General features: G+C 69.7%; 16 protein-coding genes, 1 tRNA gene and 1 pseudogene. 5 read left to right on the forward strand and 13 right to left on the reverse strand.

What is annotated here, in order from left to right; translation table 11 throughout:
- Positions 1 to 4: 4 nt before the first annotated feature.
- The 3 genes from AB5T46_RS19775 to AB5T46_RS19785 all read right to left on the reverse strand — a co-directional run bounded on the left by AB5T46_RS19775 (position 5) and on the right by AB5T46_RS19785 (position 1,713).
- A tRNA-Gly gene (locus tag AB5T46_RS19775) sits at positions 5 to 77 on the reverse strand.
- A 199-nt stretch (positions 78 to 276) separates the two neighbouring features.
- The gene (gene pgsA, locus AB5T46_RS19780) at positions 277 to 933 is read right to left on the reverse strand and encodes a CDP-diacylglycerol--glycerol-3-phosphate 3-phosphatidyltransferase (protein ID WP_370565821.1); all 657 of its coding nucleotides are present in this window, start codon (positions 931 to 933) and stop codon (positions 277 to 279) included.
- Positions 934 to 1,128: 195 nt separating this feature from the next.
- On the reverse strand, positions 1,129 to 1,713 hold the full coding sequence (locus AB5T46_RS19785) for a TetR/AcrR family transcriptional regulator (protein ID WP_370565822.1): 585 nt from the start codon (positions 1,711 to 1,713) through the stop codon (positions 1,129 to 1,131).
- Positions 1,714 to 1,777: 64 nt separating this feature from the next.
- Here AB5T46_RS19785 and AB5T46_RS19790 point away from each other — a divergent pair, with 64 nt between their 5' ends.
- Positions 1,778 to 2,764, forward strand: a complete 987-nt coding sequence (locus AB5T46_RS19790) for an SDR family NAD(P)-dependent oxidoreductase (RefSeq protein ID WP_370565823.1) — start codon at positions 1,778 to 1,780, stop codon at positions 2,762 to 2,764.
- A 207-nt stretch (positions 2,765 to 2,971) separates the two neighbouring features.
- Here the strand turns inward: AB5T46_RS19790 and uvrC are convergent, their stop codons facing one another.
- The 10 genes and pseudogenes from uvrC to AB5T46_RS19840 form a co-directional block, all read right to left on the reverse strand.
- The gene (uvrC, locus tag AB5T46_RS19795; RefSeq protein ID WP_370565824.1) at positions 2,972 to 4,837 is read right to left on the reverse strand and encodes an excinuclease ABC subunit UvrC; all 1,866 of its coding nucleotides are present in this window, start codon (positions 4,835 to 4,837) and stop codon (positions 2,972 to 2,974) included.
- 102 nt (positions 4,838 to 4,939) lie between these two features.
- A complete protein-coding gene (locus AB5T46_RS19800) occupies positions 4,940 to 6,364 on the reverse strand; it encodes a redoxin domain-containing protein (protein WP_370565825.1) in 1,425 nt (474 codons plus the stop codon).
- 35 nt (positions 6,365 to 6,399) lie between these two features.
- Positions 6,400 to 6,888: a low molecular weight protein-tyrosine-phosphatase gene (locus tag AB5T46_RS19805; RefSeq protein ID WP_370565836.1), complete on the reverse strand. Its 489-nt coding sequence runs from the start codon at positions 6,886 to 6,888 to the stop codon at positions 6,400 to 6,402.
- A 4-nt stretch (positions 6,889 to 6,892) separates the two neighbouring features.
- Positions 6,893 to 7,669, reverse strand: a complete 777-nt coding sequence (gene kdsB / locus AB5T46_RS19810) for a 3-deoxy-manno-octulosonate cytidylyltransferase (protein ID WP_370565826.1) — start codon at positions 7,667 to 7,669, stop codon at positions 6,893 to 6,895.
- Between the two features lie 278 nt (positions 7,670 to 7,947).
- Positions 7,948 to 8,946 carry a tetraacyldisaccharide 4'-kinase gene (gene lpxK / locus AB5T46_RS19815; RefSeq protein ID WP_370565827.1) on the reverse strand — a complete coding sequence of 333 codons (999 nt, stop codon included), beginning with the start codon at positions 8,944 to 8,946 and terminating at the stop codon, positions 7,948 to 7,950.
- 109 nt (positions 8,947 to 9,055) lie between these two features.
- Positions 9,056 to 10,822 carry a lipid A export permease/ATP-binding protein MsbA gene (gene msbA / locus AB5T46_RS19820; RefSeq protein WP_370565828.1) on the reverse strand — a complete coding sequence of 589 codons (1,767 nt, stop codon included), beginning with the start codon at positions 10,820 to 10,822 and terminating at the stop codon, positions 9,056 to 9,058.
- A 7-nt stretch (positions 10,823 to 10,829) separates the two neighbouring features.
- Entirely contained in the window at positions 10,830 to 11,267 is a 438-nt protein-coding gene (locus AB5T46_RS19825) for an ExbD/TolR family protein (protein WP_370565829.1), read from the reverse strand.
- A gap of 5 nt (positions 11,268 to 11,272) precedes the next feature.
- Entirely contained in the window at positions 11,273 to 11,938 is a 666-nt protein-coding gene (locus AB5T46_RS19830) for a MotA/TolQ/ExbB proton channel family protein (RefSeq protein WP_370565830.1), read from the reverse strand.
- Positions 11,939 to 12,272: 334 nt separating this feature from the next.
- Entirely contained in the window at positions 12,273 to 14,642 is a 2,370-nt protein-coding gene (locus AB5T46_RS19835) for a DNA internalization-related competence protein ComEC/Rec2 (RefSeq protein ID WP_370565831.1), read from the reverse strand.
- A 111-nt stretch (positions 14,643 to 14,753) separates the two neighbouring features.
- Positions 14,754 to 14,960, reverse strand: a pseudogene (locus tag AB5T46_RS19840) (phage integrase N-terminal SAM-like domain-containing protein); the annotation flags it as partial.
- 244 nt (positions 14,961 to 15,204) lie between these two features.
- On the opposite strand from AB5T46_RS19840, the gene AB5T46_RS19845 reads away from it, so the two are divergent.
- The 4 genes from AB5T46_RS19845 to AB5T46_RS19860 all read left to right on the forward strand — a co-directional run bounded on the left by AB5T46_RS19845 (position 15,205) and on the right by AB5T46_RS19860 (position 16,882).
- A complete protein-coding gene (locus tag AB5T46_RS19845; protein ID WP_370565832.1) occupies positions 15,205 to 15,624 on the forward strand; it encodes a hypothetical protein in 420 nt (139 codons plus the stop codon).
- Between the two features lie 83 nt (positions 15,625 to 15,707).
- Positions 15,708 to 16,022, forward strand: a complete 315-nt coding sequence (locus AB5T46_RS19850) for a hypothetical protein (RefSeq protein ID WP_370565833.1) — start codon at positions 15,708 to 15,710, stop codon at positions 16,020 to 16,022.
- 85 nt (positions 16,023 to 16,107) lie between these two features.
- Complete coding sequence (locus AB5T46_RS19855) at positions 16,108 to 16,479, forward strand: glyoxalase superfamily protein (RefSeq protein WP_370565834.1); 372 nt, start codon at positions 16,108 to 16,110, stop codon at positions 16,477 to 16,479.
- Between the two features lie 70 nt (positions 16,480 to 16,549).
- Positions 16,550 to 16,882 (forward strand): hypothetical protein, encoded by a 333-nt coding sequence (locus AB5T46_RS19860; RefSeq protein ID WP_370565835.1) that lies wholly within the window; start codon positions 16,550 to 16,552, stop codon positions 16,880 to 16,882.
- The last annotated feature ends 9 nt before the right edge of the window (positions 16,883 to 16,891 follow it).

The raw sequence follows: 16,891 nt of genomic DNA on the forward strand, positions 1-16,891 counted from the left end.
ATTGAGCGGGAAACGAGACTCGAACTCGCGACCCCGACCTTGGCAAGGTCGTGCTCTACCAACTGAGCTATTCCCGCAGAGGAGGCGGAATTTTACCGTCCGCCGGCGGCGTGTCAACTTTCGTGTCCATCCGCCGGTCAGGAACGGCGGCGCCATGCCGGGACTCCGTCGCCGATCCGGCTGTCCGCGGGAGCGCGCCATCCGCGCGAAGTCCGTGAATCCGGCCGTTGCCGGCACGCTTTTCGCGCCCGCGGCGCGGACGGCCGATCCGCTCCCTCACTCTTCCTCGCGGCTGCCGGCGCTTGAATCAGCACGATCCGCCGCGGACGGATGGTCCACCCCGTGGCCCTCGCCGTCGCGCAGGACCGGCCAGGCGGCGCGCAGGTACTGCAGGCCCGACCACAGCGTCAGCAGCGCCGCGACGGCCAGCAGCCAGTCGCCGAGATGGAAGATCGGCCCGCCCAGCCAGGGCGCGGCCCCCGGCGGCCGTTGCGGGGTCACCGAGTACAACAGGAACAGCAGCGCCAGCATCTGCACGACGGTCTTGAACTTGCCGATGCTGGCCACGCGCACGGTGGCGCGCTGGCCGAGCTCGGCCATCCATTCGCGCAGCGCCGACACCGCGATCTCGCGACCGACGATCACCGCCGCCCAGAACGCCATCCACGGCGTCGGGTGGGCCTGGACGATCAGGAACAGCGCCACCGCGACCATCAGCTTGTCGGCGACCGGGTCGAGAAAGGCGCCGAACGCCGAATACTGGTGATAGCGGCGGGCGATCCAGCCGTCCAGCCAATCGGTGATCGCGGCCAGGCCGAAGATGGCGGCGGAGGCGAAGTTGGTCCAGCCGAACGGCAGATAGAACACCAGCACCAGCAACGGGATCATCAGGATCCGCAGCAGCGTCAGCCAGGTGGGTATCGTCAGTTTCATCCGGGGCTCGTCCAATGCCGCGAGCAGCGCCCCTACCCGCCTCGGTTGGCGGACATGTGCGCGCCACGGCGGCAACGCCATTCTACGGTGCGTGCGCATGCCCTGCAGGACCCGGGGCCGCGGATGCGACTGCAATCACGGAGGATGGAGAGGGGTGAATCGGGACGGAGTTTCCGTCACGGACGCGGGACCACTTCATCGCGGAACGTAGTCGGGCAACGGCGACGGGACCTCGCCGAGACTCTCGAAGCCGCGCAGGAGCGCGTCGACGGCGACATCGAGGCCCGCCGTGGGCTCGGCGGAGCGGGCGGGGCCCCGGGCGAGTTCGGCGCGGCCGTGGATGAGAGACCAGAAGGCGAACGCCGCGGCGGCACTGCTTTCAGGGAGAAGTGCGCGGATTTCCTCGAGGACCTCGGTCCAGAGCAGGAACCAGGCCTGGGCGCGGGGGTCGTCCGGCTCGGGCTTGGCGTGGACGAAGGCGGCGAAGGCGTGGGGGCGGCGGATCGCGAAGCGCACATAGCGCCTGGCGAGATCGAGGATCCGGTCGCGACCCTTCGCGCGGCTCTTGTTCAGCGCGGCGCGGAGCTCGTGGACGGCGGCGACACCCACGCTCACGAGCAGGCTGTCGCGGTCGGACACGTGTCGGTACAAGGCGTTCGGGGAAACACCGAGGCCCTTGGCGATCTCCCGGAGCGACCAGGCGTCCCATCCGAGCTCCTCGACGATGGCCAGGGCGTCGGCGCCGAGGGTCTCCGGATCGATGCGGGCAGGAAAAGGCATCGGCAAAGGTTGACATCGTTAACTTTCGACGTAAAGTTCACAGCGTCCACCTTGGAGGCCACTGATGATGTCACCCGATCCTGCCGTCCTGATCACCGGAGCGACCGGCGGCCTCGGCCGTCGCACCGCTCTCGAGCTGGCCCGGCGCGGGCGCAGCGTCGTCGTCGGCGGGCGCCGCCGCGATGCGGTGGAGGGGCTCTGCTCGGAAATCGCACAGCTTGGCGTCGAGGCGACGCCCTTCGTGGCGGACCTGGCGAGCCTCGGGGACGTGCGGCGCGCGCTCGACGACCTCGGCGACTTGCCGCTTCACGGGGTGGTCGCCAACGCGGGGATCAACACCACGCGCGATCAACGCAGCGTCGACGGCTACGAGCTCACCTTCGCGGTGAACGTGCTCAGCCATCAACTGTTGCTCTGCCGCCTCGCCGGCCAGCTCGTCGACCAGGCCCGGGTAGTGATCGTCGCCAGCGGCGTGCATCTGCCGGAGAACAAGCTCGCCCGCCGTTGCGGTATCCCCGCACCCAGGTGGGTGGGCGCGCGGTCGCTCGCCATGCCCGACGAGGCACCGGCAGAGCGGCGGCTCGACAACGGCCGCCAGCGCTACTCCACCTCCAAGCTCGCCAACGTGCTGCAGGCGCGCGGCCTTCAGCAGCGGTTGCGCCAGCTCGAAAAAACGGCCGACGTCTTCGCGATCGATCCGGGGCTCATGGTCGACACCGACCTTGCCCGTGAGCTTCCCGCCGCGCTCCGGGGCGTTCTTCGTGCGGTGGGGCGTTTGGCGACCCCCTTCGTCGACAACATGCGCCTGTCGCCCATCGCGGCAGGCCACGTCGCCGCGCTGGTGGAGGAGCCTGGGTGGCGGGGGAAGGGATTCGGTTACCTCGACGGCGACCTCGTCGTGCCGCCGTCGAAGGACGCGCAGCGGGACGAGCTGATGGAGGAGCTGTGGCACGACAGCGTGGCCCTGACCGGATTGCAGCAGGAAGAGACGTGTTTGCCGCTGGGTGAAAGCGCCCGGCCGTCGGACTTCCGCCTGGCATCGAGCTCGTAGGGGAGCGAAAGCGCGGGCTCCGGGGCGGTGGCGGGCGACCGGCATCCAGTCGGGAACCCGACGGCGATCGCGGCAACGCCGTGCCCCCTGCCGGAGCGATGGAGCGGTCGGAGCGCGCAACCTGAATCCACTCGCCGGGACCGCCGAAGACGCATCGCATGCGTACCGCCGCTGTCACCGGTCAGGACCGGCTGCAACCCAAACGCCTCAATCCTCCGCGTCCAGCCCGTGCAGGTTGGCGTAGATACGTCGGGCCAGCGCCGCGTTGATGCCCTCGACCTGCGCGATCTGCTCGGCCCCGGCCGCCTTCAGCCCGGCCAGGCCGCCGAAATGCCGCAGCAGGCTGGCGCGGCGCCGCGGGCCGATCCCGGCGATGTCCTCCAGGCGGCTGACGGTCCGCGCCTTCTGCCGGCGTCCGCGATGGCCGGTGATGGCGAAGCGGTGCGCCTCGTCGCGCACCTGCTGGACCAGTTGCAGCCCCGGCGAGTCCGGGCCCGGCCGCAGCTCGCGGCCGTCGGGCAGCAGCAGCGCCTCGTGGCCGGCGCGGCGGGCCTCGCCCTTGGCCACGCCCACCAGCGTCACGCTGCCGATGCCGAGTTCGTCCAGCACCTCCCGCGCCTGGGTCACCTGCCCCGCGCCGCCGTCGATCAGCAGCACGTCGGGCAGCACCCCGCCCGCTTCCACCGCGCGCCGGAAGCGGCGCATCAGCGCCTGGTGCATCGCCGCGTAATCGTCCCCCGGGGCGATGCCGGCGATGTTGTAGCGCCGGTACTGGCTGCGCACTGCGCCCTCGGGCCCGAACACCACGCAGGAGGCGACCGTGGCCTCGCCCATGGTGTGGCTGATGTCGAAACACTCGATGCGCTGGGGCGGCTCGGTCAACTCCAGCAGTTCGCGCAAAGCCTCCAGCCGCAGCGACTGCGCCGACTGGCTGTCGAGCCGGCTGACCAGGGCCGCGCCGGCATTGCGTCGCGCCAGGTCGACATAGCCGGCGCGCTCGCCGCGCACGCTGCCCTTGATCTGCACCCGCCGCCCCACTGTCTCCGAGAACGCCTGCTGCAGCAGCTCGACATCCTCGATCACGCGATCCAGCACGATCTCGCGCGGCGGCGGCTGTTCCGCGTAGTACTGCGACACGAACGCCGCCAGCACCTCGGCCGGATCCTCGCTGCCGCTGGTCTTGGGGAAGAACGCGCGGGTGCCGAGATTGCGGCCGTCGCGGAACGCCAGCAGCAGCACGCAGGCGCTGGTGCCCTGCATGGCGCAGGCGAGCACGTCGAGATCGGCGACGCGGCCGTCGACGTACTGGCGCGCCTGCAGCCCGCGGATCGAGGCGACCAGGTCGCGCAGCCGCGCGGCCTGCTCGAAGTCGAGGCGCTCGCTGGCACGCTCCATCGCGGTGTTGAGTTCGTCGGTCAGCTCGTCGCTGCGCCCGTCCAGGAACAGCGCCACCCGGCGCACCGACTCGGCGTAGTCCGGCGCCGACACCAGGCCGACGCAGGGCGCGCTGCAGCGGCCGATCTGGTACTGCAGGCAGGGGCGCGAGCGGTTGCGGAACACGCTGTCCTCGCAGCTGCGCAGGCGGAACAGCTTGTGCATCACGTTGAGCGTCTCGCGCACCGTGCTGGCGCTGGGATACGGCCCGAAGTAGCGGCCCGGGATGCTGCGCCCGCCGCGGTGGAAGGCCAGCCGCGGCCAGTCCTCCTGCGTCAACAGCACGAAGGGATAGCTCTTGTCGTCGCGCAGCATCACGTTGTAGCGCGGCTTGAGCGACTTGATCAGCTGGTTCTCGAGCAGCAGCGCCTCGACCTCGGTGCGGGTGACCGTCACCTCCATCGACGCCACCTGCGCCAGCATCGCCATAGTCCGGGTCGGCTTGGGCGAGGCGCTGAAGTAGTTGGCCACGCGCTTGCGCAGCGAGGCGGCCTTGCCCACGTACAGCACGCTGCCGTCGGCGGCGAGCATGCGGTAGACGCCGGGCGCGGTGCTCAGGCTGGCGACGAAGGCCTTGCCGTCGAAGGCCTGCGGCGGCGATGGCGGCGGCGGAGCGCCTGAGTCAGGATGCGATGGCATGGCAGGCATCGGACATGCGGGCGGGCGGCGGGCGATTCAACGCGACGCCGTCCGGTCGCGGCATCCAGCCGCAGCCGCGCGCGCAGGTACCGCTTCGCCGGATCATTCGCCGATCGGGACGTGGTGCAGGTCGCCGGTCGCGGTCTCCAGGCGCAACACCGCATGGGCGTCGGTGTCCGCGATCCAGACCACCCCGCCCGCGACCGCCAGCCCGGACGGGCCGTGCAGCGGGCGCGGCAGTTCGAAGCTGGTCACCTCGCCGCCGCCCAGGCGCAGGCAGCGCAGGCTGTCGTTGCCGCTGTCGGCGATCCACAGCCGCGGCGCGTCGGGATCCAGCGCGACCGCCTGCGGCTGCTGCAGGCACGCGGAGACCCGCTTGCCGTCGGCGTCGCCGAACTCCCATGGTCCCTGGCCGAGCAGCGTCTGCACCTGACCGGTGCGGATGTTGACGCTGCGCACCGCCGAGCCGGCCGCATCGCACACGTAGACCACCTGCTGCACCGCGGCCAGCGCCACCGGCTCGGCGAAGGCGGCCTCGGCGCCCTGGCCGTCGCCGACCTCGAGCGCGCCCGAGCCTGCCAGGCAGCGCAGCTCGTGGTTCCCGAGGTCGTAGCTCCAGATGCGGTTGTCGCCGCTGCTGGCGACGAACAGCCTGCCGCCGGACAGCGCGACCGCACGCGGCTGGTCCATCACCACCGCGCGCGCATCGGTCACCGTGCCGTCGGCGGCGGTGCCGCGGCGGCCGGCGCCGAACACGGTGTCGATGTCGCCGGTACGCAGTTGGATGCGGCGCACGGCATGGTTGCCGCCATCGGCGACGTACAGCAGGTCGCGCTCCACGGCGATGCCCTGGGGCCGGTTGAACGCGGCCAGCTCCATCGGCCCGTCGATGAAGCCGGGACCGCCGCTGCCGAACTGCCGCAGCACGCGCCCGCTCTGGTCGCATTCGAGGATGCGGTGGTGGTTGCTGTCGGCGACGTACAGGTAGTTGCCCGACAGCGCCAGGCCGACCGGAAAGCGCAACGGCAGCGCCGGCTCGCCGCTGCGGCGCAGCTCGATCGGCCGCACGCTGCGCGACTGCGGCACCAGCCCGACGGCGAGTTCGCCGACACGGGCATCGAGCTCGCGCACCGGCCCATCGCCGACCACGCGCTCGCGGATCCTGCCCTCGCCGTCGATCAGCACCACCGTCGGCCAGGCCTCGATCCCGTAGTGCTGCCACAGCGTCCAGTCCGGATCGTGAGCGATCGGGAACTCGATCTTCTGCCGGCGCAGGCGCTTGGCCACCCGGCGCGGATCGCGCTCGTGCTCGAACTTGGGCACGTGCACGGCGACCACGTTCAGGCGTTCGCCGTGGCGCGCGTGCAGATGCGCCAGGTCGTTCAGGCGCTGGCTCGACCACGCCGAGCCGGCGTTGACGAAGGCGAGCGCGCACACCTTGCCGCGCAGCTGCGCCATACGCAGCGGCTCGGTCAGGTTCAACCAGTCCAGCGAACTCGGGAACTCGGGGGCGATCTGCGCATCCATCCTGTCGGCCAGCGTCCGCTTTGCCGGATTATGCGTCAATCCCCGGCCGTGGGCCCACGGCCGGCCTGCAGACTGCGTACGGCCGCGGCGGCGGCCGCGTCCACCACCGACCAGACATGCTCGAATTCGTCTTGTCCGCCGGTGTACGGATCGGGAATGGCACCGTCGCCGATGGCTTCGGCGCCGGCCCAGCGCGTGAACAGCTCGATCCGGGCCGAAGCGGCGGCCGGCCGCCGCGCCTGCACGTCGCGCAGGTTCTGCAGGTCGGCGCACAGCAGCCAGTCGAAACGGGTGTAGTCGGCGGGCTGCAGCTGCCGCGCGCGCAGGCCGGAGATGTCGACGCCGTGGCGCGCGGCGGTGGCGATCGCGCGCCGGTCCGACGGATCGCCGGCGTGCCAGTCGCCGGTCCCGGCCGAATCGACCGCCACGTGCCGCAGTCCCGCCTCGTCCAGGCGCATCCGCAGCGCACCCTCGGCCATCGGCGAGCGGCAGATGTTGCCCAGGCAGACCAGCAGCAGGTGCAGCGGCTCAGCCATGCGCCTGCGCCATCCGCGATTCGGCCCGCGCCAGGTCCTCGGGGGTATCGACGCCGGGCGGAAACGGCTCCGGGGTCAGCGCCACGGCGATGCGATGCCCGGCCTCCAGTGCGCGCAGCTGCTCCAGCGCCTCGATCCGCTCCAGCCGCCCCGGTGGCAACGCCGCGAAGGTGCGCAGGAAGCCGGCGCGATAGCCGTAGATGCCGATATGCCGCAGCCAGGAGCCCTCCCCCGGCAAACGGCTCCGGTCGGCGGCGAAGGCGTCGCGCGGCCACGGCACCGGTGCGCGGCTGAAGTACAGCGCGTCGCCGTTGCCGGCGCGGACCAGTTTCACCGCGTTGGGATCGAACAGCGTGTCGACGTCGTCGATCCGCGCCGCCAGCGTGCTCATCGGCGCACCGGACGCGGCCAGCACGTCGGCCACCGCGCGGATGCCCGCGGCGGGTGCGAACGGCTCGTCGCCCTGCAGGTTGACCACGAGCGTCGCATCGTCCCAACCGGCGATGTCGGCGCATTCGGCCAGGCGATCGGTGCCCGACGGGTGCGTCGAGGACGTCATCGCCGTACGCACCGCCGTGCCGGAAAGCGCCTGCACCACGCGCTCGTCGTCGGTCGCCACCCACACCTCGCGCGCTCCAGCGGCGAGCGCGCGCCGCGCCACGTGCAGCACCAGCGGCTCGCCGGCCAGCAGGCACAGCGGCTTGCCTGGCAGGCGGGCGGCGTCGTGGCGCGCGGGGATGGCGACGATGAAATCGACGGGTGCGGGCATGGACCGGATTCTCGCACGGCCGCGACGGACAAGATGAGACCTCCTTTCGTGTCGTTCGCCCTTCCCCGTAAGAGCGCGCCAGGCAGCCTTCTCCCTTGCAGGATAGCTAAGCCCGTCGCCACGGGCGGTACAAATAGGCAGCCGAGCCCTTCGCAATGGGCCAACAACCATTAGGGTTTGAAGCGCCGGCTATTCATTGGCGACACCCGTGGCGACGGCCCATCTCTCACCGCAGCGGAAAGGATTGCCTGGCGCGGCATCGCGCGCATGGCGCGCTCCTACAGGTGCGATAGCCTGTCGAGCAGCGCGATCCAGAACGCTTCCGGCAGTTCGGCGGTCGCCGGCACGCTGAAATGCCGTTCGCCGGCGAACGGCAGGCATTTCACCGCGTCCTTCTCGGTCATCAGCACCGGCAGGTCGCTGCCGAAACGCAGGTCGTCGGCGACGTAGCGGTGGTGGTCGGCGAACGCGTGCGGCACCACGGCGATGCCGTGTTCGCGCAGGGTGGCGAAGAAGCGCTCCGGGTCGCCGATGCCGGCCACCGCATGCACGCGCTGTCCGGAGAAGGTCCGAAGCGGGCATGGCCGGCCGCCCTGCAGCGGCTGCGCGCGGTCGACCCGCAGCCGCATCGACCACTCGCCGAAGCCGGCCTCTCCGACCTCGTCGGCGCCGAGGTTGACGACGCGGAACTGGCAATCGCCGCCGCGCCCGGCCGGTTCGCGCAAGGGACCGGCCGGCAGCAGCAGGCCGTTGCCGTAGCGGCGGCGGCCGTCGATCACCTCGATCTCGAGATCGCGCCGCAGCCGGTAGTGCTGCAGGCCGTCGTCGCAGACCACCACGTCGCAGCCCGCAGCGACCAGCGCGCGCGCCGCGGCCAGGCGATCGCGGTCCACGCGCACCTTCGCGCCGGTGCGCCGGGCGATCAGCACCGGTTCGTCGCCGCCGCGCCGCGGGTCGGTGCCGGCGTCGACCCACAGCGCATCCTCCGCCTGCGCGCGGCCATAGCCGCGGCTGGCAACGCCGGGCGTGCGCCCCGCCGCGCGCAGCCGTTCCACCAGGGCGATGACGAGCGGCGTCTTGCCGCTGCCGCCGGCGATCAGGTTGCCGACCACGATCACCGGCCGGTCGACGCCTCCGCGCCGCAGCAGGCCCTTGTCGTACAGCCATCTGCGCGAGGCCACCGCGCCGGCATAGGCCTCCGCGAGCAGTCTTGCCGGCAACGGCGGCCGGCTGCCGTCGAACCAATACCCCGGGGGCTGCAAACGCTTGCGGCTCATGCGCCCGTATCCGGAGCCGGACCGCGCCGGCACGCCGGCACCGGGCGAGCGCCGGAGCGGGGCGCGACCCGCCGCGCCGCACGGTAGCGCACGGGCAAGCCGGCTCCGCTCACGTGTCCTGCGGCTCGCGGAACTGCATCTTGTGCAGATGGGCGTACAGGCCACCCTGCGCCAGCAGTTCGGCATGCGTGCCCTGCTCCACCAGGCGGCCGTGGTCGAGCACCAGCACCTGGTCGGCGTGTTCGATGGTCGAGAGCCGGTGCGCGATCACCAGCGTCGTGCGCTCGGGCATCAGCCGGTTGAGCGCGTCCTGCACCAGGCGCTCGGACTCGGTGTCGAGCGCGGCGGTGGCCTCGTCGAGGATCAGGATCGGCGCGTCGCGCAGGATCGCGCGCGCGATCGCCAGGCGCTGGCGCTGGCCGCCGGACAGCAATGCACCGTTCTCGCCGATCGGCGTGTCCATGCCCTGCGGCAGGCGCTCGATGAACTCCCAGGCGTTGGCGTCCTCGGCGGCGCGGCGCAGCGCCTCGGGAGAGGCATCGGCGGCATAGGCGATGTTGGCGGCGACGCTGTCGTCGAACAGCATCACCCGCTGCCCGACCAGCGCGATCTGGCGGCGCAGGTCGGCCAGGCGGTAGTCGTCCAGCGACACGCCATCCAGGGTGATGGTGCCGCTGCTGGGCTGGTAGAAGCGCGGCACCAGCCGCACCAGGCTGGTCTTGCCGCTGCCGGAGCGGCCGACGATGGCGGTCACGGTGCCCGGACGCGCGCTGAAGCTGATGCCCTGCAGCGCCATGCCCTCGCTGTCCTCGTCCCTGGCATAACGCAGGCCGACGCGGTCGAACACCAGTTCGCCGCGTGCGCGCTGCAGCGGGACCTTGCCGGTGTCGCGCTCCTCCTCGTCATCGATCACCGCGAACAGCCTTTCGGCGGCGGCCACGCCGCGGCCGATCACGCTCTGCACGTTGGTGATCCGCCGCAGCGAGGGAATGATGCCCATCATCGCGGTCATCAGCTTGACGAATTCGCCGGGATTGAGCTGCCCGACCAGCGCCTCGCGCGTGGCCACCCAGACGATCGCGGCCAGCGCGATCGCCGCCAGGATCTGCACCAGCGCCGAGGCCGTGGCGCGGGTCGTCTCGACCTTCATGTTCAGGCGCAGCACGCGGTTGGTCAGGCCCGCGTAGCGCGACTGCTCGAACGCCTGCGCGCCGTAGACCTTGACGTCCTGCTGCGCCGCCAGCGACTGTTCGGCACTTTGCGCCAGATCGCCCATGCCGGTCTGGATGCCGCCGCTGATGCGGCGGTAGCGCTTGCCCACGAACCACACCAGCACGCCGATCGCCGGCGCCACGATCACCATCGCCATGGTCACCTTGACGCTGGTCATGAACATGATCGCCAGCAGGAAGGTGATGGTCAGGCCGTCGGCGACGATCACCTTGAGCGCGTCGGCGCTGGCCTGCGCGACCTGCTCGGTGTCGAAGTTGAGCCGGCTGACCATCGCCGGCACCGACTCGCGATCGAAGCGTGCGCTCGGCAGGCGCAGGTATTTCCCGAGTACCTGGTCGCGCAGGTCGCGCACCACGCTGCGGCCGGCACGCGCCATGCCATAGTCGGTGGCAAAGGTGGCGACGCCGCGCAGCACGAACAGCACGACGATCGCCAGCGGCAGCAGCACCGCCGCGGACGGCTGCGGATCGACGAAGCCGTCGTTGACCAGCGGATCCATCAGCTGCACGAAGGCGGCGCCGGCCGTGGCCTCGATGATCATGCCCACCAGCGCCACCGTCAGCAGCGGCCAGTAGCGCATGGCGTAGCCCAGCAGGCGCCGGTAGATCGGCCAGGCGGCTTGCGCTTGCGTCGGCTCGGCCATCAACCGGTCACTGCGCGCCCGCGACCGCGGACGCCTCCGGGGCGGTGGCGATGGAGATCTGGCGGAAGCCGAGCTGGCCCAGCGCGTCCATCGCCGTCACCACCGCCTGGTGCGGCGTGCGCGCGTCGGCGCGCAGCAGCACCGGCCGTTCGCGATCGTCGCCCGCGACTTCGGCGATGGTGCGCTTGAGCGATTCGACATCGGTGCGCAGCGCCTCGCGGTCGTCGACGAAGTAGCGGCCGTCGGCATTGACCAGCACGCTCAGCGATTCGGTCTGCTGTTCGGCCTGGTCGGCGTTCGCCTGCGGCAGTTCGAGCTTGAGCACCGAGCGCGTGTCGAAGGTGGTGGTGATCACGAAGAAGATGATCAGCACCAGGATCACGTCGATCAGCGGCACGAGATTGATCTCGGGCGAGTCCTCGGCGCGGCGGTCGCGGATGCGCACGCGGGTCAGCCCTGTACCGGCACGGCATCGCCTGGGGCGAGCGGCGGTACCGGCGCCGCCACGCGCCGCGCACGCGGATCGATCACGTCCATCAGCTGGATCGCCTCGTGCTCCATCGCCACGATGTAGCCGTCGATGCGGGCGCGGAAATGACGATGGAACATCAGCGCCGGCACCGCCACGATCATGCCGGTGGCCGCGCACACCAGCGCCTTGCCGATGCCGCCGGCAAGCTGGTTGACGTCGCCGACGCCGTAGTCCATCACCCCGAGGAACATCTGGATCATGCCGACCACGGTGCCGAACAGGCCCAGCAGCGGGCCGGCCGCGGCGATCGTGCCGAGCGCGTTCAGATAACGCTCCATGCGGTGGGCGATGTGGCGGCCGACGTCCTCGACCCGCTCGCGGATCTCCTCGCGCGGGCGGTTGCGGGTATCCAGCGCAGCAGCCAGCAGCGCGCCCAGCGGCGAGGTGTTGCGCAGCGAGTCGATGTGGGTCGGATCGAGCCGGCCGCGCACCGCCCAGGCGCGGACCTCCTCGCCCAGGCCCGGCGGCAGCACCGCCTTGCGCCGCAGCGCCCAGGCGCGCTCGACGATGATCGCCAGCCCGGCCGCCGACATCATCAGCAGCGGAATCATCGGCCAACCGCCGGCCTTGACCAGTTCCAGCACGTGTCTTCCCCAGGCCCGGTGGGCCGAATCGAAACCGGCCGATAGGATAGCGTAGCCGTCGGTCCGCCCGGCGCGATGCTTGGCGGAGCATGGAAATCGATCCCGGTCGCGGGTGGCCGTTCAGGGTGCCATCCGGTAACTCCGATCACCGCTGCGATCGGCGCCATCTGTCGCGACTTCCGTCGCTCCCACAAGGGAAGCGTGGTCGGCTGGATGCAGACTTGAGAACCAGAGCCGCGCCGCACTCCCTGCCCCTGTGGGAGCGACGGAAGTCGCGACGGCATCCTGCGCCACGAATACCGACCTGGCCTCAGCCTCATCCAGGCACGCGCATTCAATCTCTCGACGGGGTCCCAGCCGCATTCTCCTGCCGCCTGACGGCATCCCATAGCCGCGGATGCGTGCGGCGGCGCGAGGTCGCCGTCACGCCGTCGCGCGTGATCCTGACGCGCAGCGCACCGCCGGGCGCGGTGTCGAGCACTTCGGCGCCGGCCCGCTCCCAACGCCCGACCACCCGCTCCTGCGGGTGGCCGAAGCGATTGCCGTAGCCCGAGGCCACCAGCGCGTAGTCCGCGCCCGTCGCGGCCACGAAGCCGGGATCGGATGAACTGGCACTGCCGTGGTGCGCCACGAGCACCACCTCGGCCCGCACCGCAACGGGGTCGTCGCGCAGCAGTCCGCGTTCGATCACCTCGCCGATATCCCCGGTCAGCAACGCAGATCCGTGCGCCGTCTCGATCCGCAGCACGCAGCTGGCCTCGTTGCGCAGGTACGGGAAATGCAACGTCGGGTGCAGGAACCGGAAACGCACCCCGTCCACTTCCCAGTCCGTGCCGGCCAGGCATGGCGCGGCGCCGGCGATTCCGGAACCGTGCGGCGCGAACAGCGGCGCCAGTTCGAATCGCCGCCGCACCGCTTCCAGTCCGCCGGCGTGGTCGTCGTCGCCATGGCTGACCACGGCGGCATCGAGCCGCCGCACGCCGAGCGCCTGCAGCGCCGGCACCACCACCCGCTCGCCGGCGTCGTAGCCGTCCGCCGCCGCCGGCCCCATGTCGTACAGCAACGCATGCCGCGCGGTGCGCACCAGTACCGACAGTCCCTGCCCGGCATCGAACACCACCAGCTCGGCCTCACCCTCCCGCGGCAGCTCGCGATCCGGCCACAGCAGCGGCAACCACAGCAACGCCGCCAACGCCTTGCCGGGCACCCCGCGCGGGAGCAGCAGCCAGAACGCCCCCAGCAGCGCCAGCGGCAATGCATACCAGCGCGCCTCCGGCAGCCACCACAGCGCGAACCGGCCCGATGCCAGCCACTCGAACAGCGGCCAGCTGAGGTCGAAGCACCGGGCCGCCAGGCGCCAGGCCCAGGTGCCGGCGCCCATGTGCAGCGCCTCCAGTCCGGTACCGAGCAACGACAGCGGCACCACCACCAGGCTCCACCACGGGATCGCGACCAGATTGGCCAGGGGCCCGGCCAGCGAGGCCTGCCCGAACAGGATCACCGTCAGCGGCAGCAATCCCAGGGTCGCCACCCATTGCGCCGACAGGAACCCGCGCAGCAACGGCTGCTCGCGCGTATGCGGCAGGCACCACACCAGCCACGCGACGCCGGCGAAGCTGAGCCAGAACCCGGCCGCCAGCACCGACAGCGGATCGACCAGCAGCACCGCGATCGCCGCCAGCGCCAGCGAATCGGCCACCCGCAGCGGCCGCCGCCACAGTCGCGCCGCCACCACCACCGCGATCATCAGCACCGTGCGCACCGTCGGCAGCGCCCAGCCGGCGACCGCGGCATAGAACAGCGCCCCCGCGAATGCCGCGAACGCCGCCGCCTGCGGCCGCGGTATGCGCCGGCCCAGCGTCGGCAGCAGCCGCCACACGCCCGCCGCCAGCAGCGCGAAGAAGCCCGCCACCAGGCCGACATGGAAACCGGAAATCGCGATCAGGTGCGTTAGCCCGGTGGCGCGCAGCGTTTCCCAGTCGCGCTCGCCGAGCCGGCGCGTGTCGCCCAGCGCCAGCGCGCGCACGTAGCGCGATGCGGCACCGGGCACTGCGCTGTCGATCCGCCTGGCGAGACCGTCGCGCCAGGCGTCGATGCCGGCCGCCGATGCCAGCCGTTCGACCGGGTCGGCATCGCGCACGTAGCCCACCGCCGCCAACCGCCGCGCCAGCGCATGCTTCTCGCTGTCGAACCAGCCCGGATTGCGCAATCCCCGCGGCGCACGCAACCGTGCGGTGAAGCGCCAGCGGCTGCCGGGCGCGATGTAGAACCGGCGCGGGTCCTCGCCATCCCAGCCGTCGTACCACGACAGCCGCAGCAGCCGCCCGCGCAGGAACGCCGGCTGCGCCGCATCGCGATCGACGCGGAACAGGAACCGCGTGCGCCGCTCCTCGTGCTCAGGCAACTGCACCACCCGCCCGGCGACCACGAAATCCGCGCGTTCGTGTTCTGGCGGCAACTGCACCGAAAGCGCGAATACAGCATGCAACCCACAAAGCGCGAAACCCGCCAGCACGACTCCGGGAATCCGCGCATGGCGCCCGTATCTCCAACCTGCGATCCCGACGCCAAGGGCGAGCAACAGCCATGGCCATGCCGGCAACGCCGGCAGGCACAGGCAGGCCGTGGCGCCGGCAAGCAGCGCGAATGCGATCGCGACGCCGAATGGCGGCGCTGCGCCGGCATCTGTGGCGCGGTCGTCCATGACCTCTCTCCCGGCATCGTGTTCAGCGATCGAGCGAACTCAGCACCGCAAGCGCGCCGCGGTTGAGCGTGTAGGTATAGCTTTGGGTGGTGGACTGATCCCCTCCGTCGACGTCAACAGCCGATCCACTTCGGCCCGGGTCGGGTGCCGCTTGCCATTGGCGAGGATGAACCGCCGGATCCAGCCCAGGTACGCGCGCTCGGTGCGCAGGCTGTAGCGTTTGGCGCACAACCTGCCGCGAACCTCGTCCAACAGCCGCTGCTGGCGCGTTCCCGCGGTTGCTCCCGTTACCGCCCCTTTTCCTGCCTGATAAGACATAGCACCTCATTTCGTGAGATACGCAATGCCATTGTCGCCCTGGCGACGTGCGGGGACCATCGCCCAAACCGTTGATTCCGTGTAGGAATACTCTGATTGACGGCCCCTGTGAGAGGCTGAATACTCCGTGCTATCACCCCGATCTGGGGTCTACTAAGCGTTATACGTGATGGACGCTATCCAATGGCTTGAGAGAAATGCTGAGGGCTTTGCAGCACTCCAACCTTCGGAGCGCACCGCTCCAATGCACTTCTCGCTGCTGTGGAGCTACTTCGAGGCTGAGGCCCTGCATGCAAACGGCTCGTCCAATGCGGTTACTGCCTGGGTCCGGGAGCTGCACAGGCAAGGCAAGCTCAATCCCGCTACGTTCTCCCCAGCCATCGGCTACTTCAAGGACCGCTATTTCCAAGGCGGGCATTACACTCATCGCTTTGACAGTCTCCACCTTCGGGCCAACGACAGCCCTGACTTGGTCAAGGCGGTGCTGTCAGGTGACAACCATGATCCAGTGGATTCAATAGTTGCCTTGTTCATCATCATCTATCGCTTCCGCAACAACTACTTCCATGGCCCAAAGTGGGCGTACAACTTGCAGGGACAGCTCCGCAACTTCACCGTGGCAAACGATTCGCTCATGGCCGCAATGGATGCGTGGCGGGCATGACGGCCACGTATAACAATTCATTCAAGCCGAACCCGCTTCGCGGGTCGGCTTAATTCAGGCGTTAGGCCGCTAGGAAGCCTTCCATGACATCGAGAGAAGATCTGGTCGAGCATCTTTGGCAAGAGATCATCAATCCGCTTGCCGACCCATCCACGCTCGACAATATCGTTGCCAACTGCAAACGGGATCCTGATGGGTCTTTTGCTGGGGTCGGCCCAGCCATCGAGCGCGCGCTGGCAGCCGGGCTCTCGCCCGAAGATCTCTGCCTGATCAACCGCAGGGTCACCTACGAGGCTGTCTTTGGCACCCTTTACGCCATCGGCGATCCTGGCGTCGACAACAATGATGTCTTTGGGCTCTACGAAATCCTGGCCACGTCGCCGAGCGCCAAGTGGTGATCGGGGCGCGGCCTAACAATTCATTCAAGCCGAACCCGCTTCGCGGGTCGGCTTAATTCAAGCGTTAGGCCTCGAAGGAAAGTTCATGGCAAACACAAAGCTAGAGTCCGTTTCACCGTCGTTTGCGGTGAGCGACTTGCCTCAGGCGCTCCAGTTCTACCAAGAAACGCTCGGATTTGACGTAGCGTGGACTTGGGGTGAGCCGGCTGACTTGGCTTCTGTGTGCCGAGATGCCGTTGCGATTACGCTCGCCAAACGTGCTGACGCTCGACCGAGCGGCACGTCTCGCGCGTATCTTCAGGTGACAGGCATCAATGATCTCTATACGCGCGTTGAGCAAGCCGGCGCCAATATTGTGGTTCCTATCGGAGATCGGACCTATGGCATGCGAGATTTCGGCATCGCTGACCCATTCGGGAATCGACTTGATTTCGGCGAACCGCTCGCCGAGGCCTAACAATTCATTCAAGCCGATGCCGCTTCGCGGCACGGCTTAATTCAGGCGTTAGAGCCCTCGGGAAAGATCTGTGAGTACCACCCCTCAAAAACTCGCGTTCTCCGTCGGCCTGCTATGTGCCGTGATTGCTGGGGCGATGCCTATGCTTTACACACCGCAGTTCCGACGGGTGTTTGAATCCTTTGGGGCCGACTTGCCGGCACTCACCAAGCTGTTCGTGCACTACAACCAAGTCTTTTGGCTACTTCCTGTTCTTGTCATGGCAGCTTGGCTCTTCTGGCCCACTCCGCATCGGCGCGCGTGGATCGCTTGTCTCATCGGTATCATCAGCATGGTGCTTGTTGTTCCCGCCACAGTCGCCGCCATGTACCTGCCCGTCTTCGCGTCGGGCGCGGCGTCGTGACGGGCGGTG

The sequence above is a fragment of the Luteimonas salinilitoris genome, from assembly GCF_041300785.1.
Classification (GTDB): Bacteria; Pseudomonadota; Gammaproteobacteria; order Xanthomonadales; family Xanthomonadaceae; genus Luteimonas; species Luteimonas salinilitoris.

Excerpts from the sequence above, each read along its gene's own strand:
- pgsA (WP_370565821.1), bottom strand. The coding sequence starts at position 933 with ATGAAACTGACGATACCCACCTGGCTGACGCTGCTGCGGATCCTGATG.
- lpxK (WP_370565827.1), bottom strand. The coding sequence starts at position 8,946 with ATGAGCCGCAAGCGTTTGCAGCCCCCGGGGTATTGGTTCGACGGCAGC.
- AB5T46_RS19850 (WP_370565833.1), top strand. The coding sequence starts at position 15,708 with ATGACATCGAGAGAAGATCTGGTCGAGCATCTTTGGCAAGAGATCATC.
- AB5T46_RS19785 (WP_370565822.1), bottom strand. The coding sequence starts at position 1,713 with ATGCCTTTTCCTGCCCGCATCGATCCGGAGACCCTCGGCGCCGACGCC.
- AB5T46_RS19790 (WP_370565823.1), top strand. The coding sequence starts at position 1,778 with ATGATGTCACCCGATCCTGCCGTCCTGATCACCGGAGCGACCGGCGGC.
- uvrC (WP_370565824.1), bottom strand. The coding sequence starts at position 4,837 with ATGCCATCGCATCCTGACTCAGGCGCTCCGCCGCCGCCATCGCCGCCG.
- kdsB (WP_370565826.1), bottom strand. The coding sequence starts at position 7,669 with ATGCCCGCACCCGTCGATTTCATCGTCGCCATCCCCGCGCGCCACGAC.
- AB5T46_RS19835 (WP_370565831.1), bottom strand. The coding sequence starts at position 14,642 with ATGGACGACCGCGCCACAGATGCCGGCGCAGCGCCGCCATTCGGCGTC.
- AB5T46_RS19800 (WP_370565825.1), bottom strand. The coding sequence starts at position 6,364 with ATGGATGCGCAGATCGCCCCCGAGTTCCCGAGTTCGCTGGACTGGTTG.
- msbA (WP_370565828.1), bottom strand. The coding sequence starts at position 10,822 with ATGGCCGAGCCGACGCAAGCGCAAGCCGCCTGGCCGATCTACCGGCGC.
- AB5T46_RS19845 (WP_370565832.1), top strand. The coding sequence starts at position 15,205 with ATGCACTTCTCGCTGCTGTGGAGCTACTTCGAGGCTGAGGCCCTGCAT.
- AB5T46_RS19855 (WP_370565834.1), top strand. The coding sequence starts at position 16,108 with ATGGCAAACACAAAGCTAGAGTCCGTTTCACCGTCGTTTGCGGTGAGC.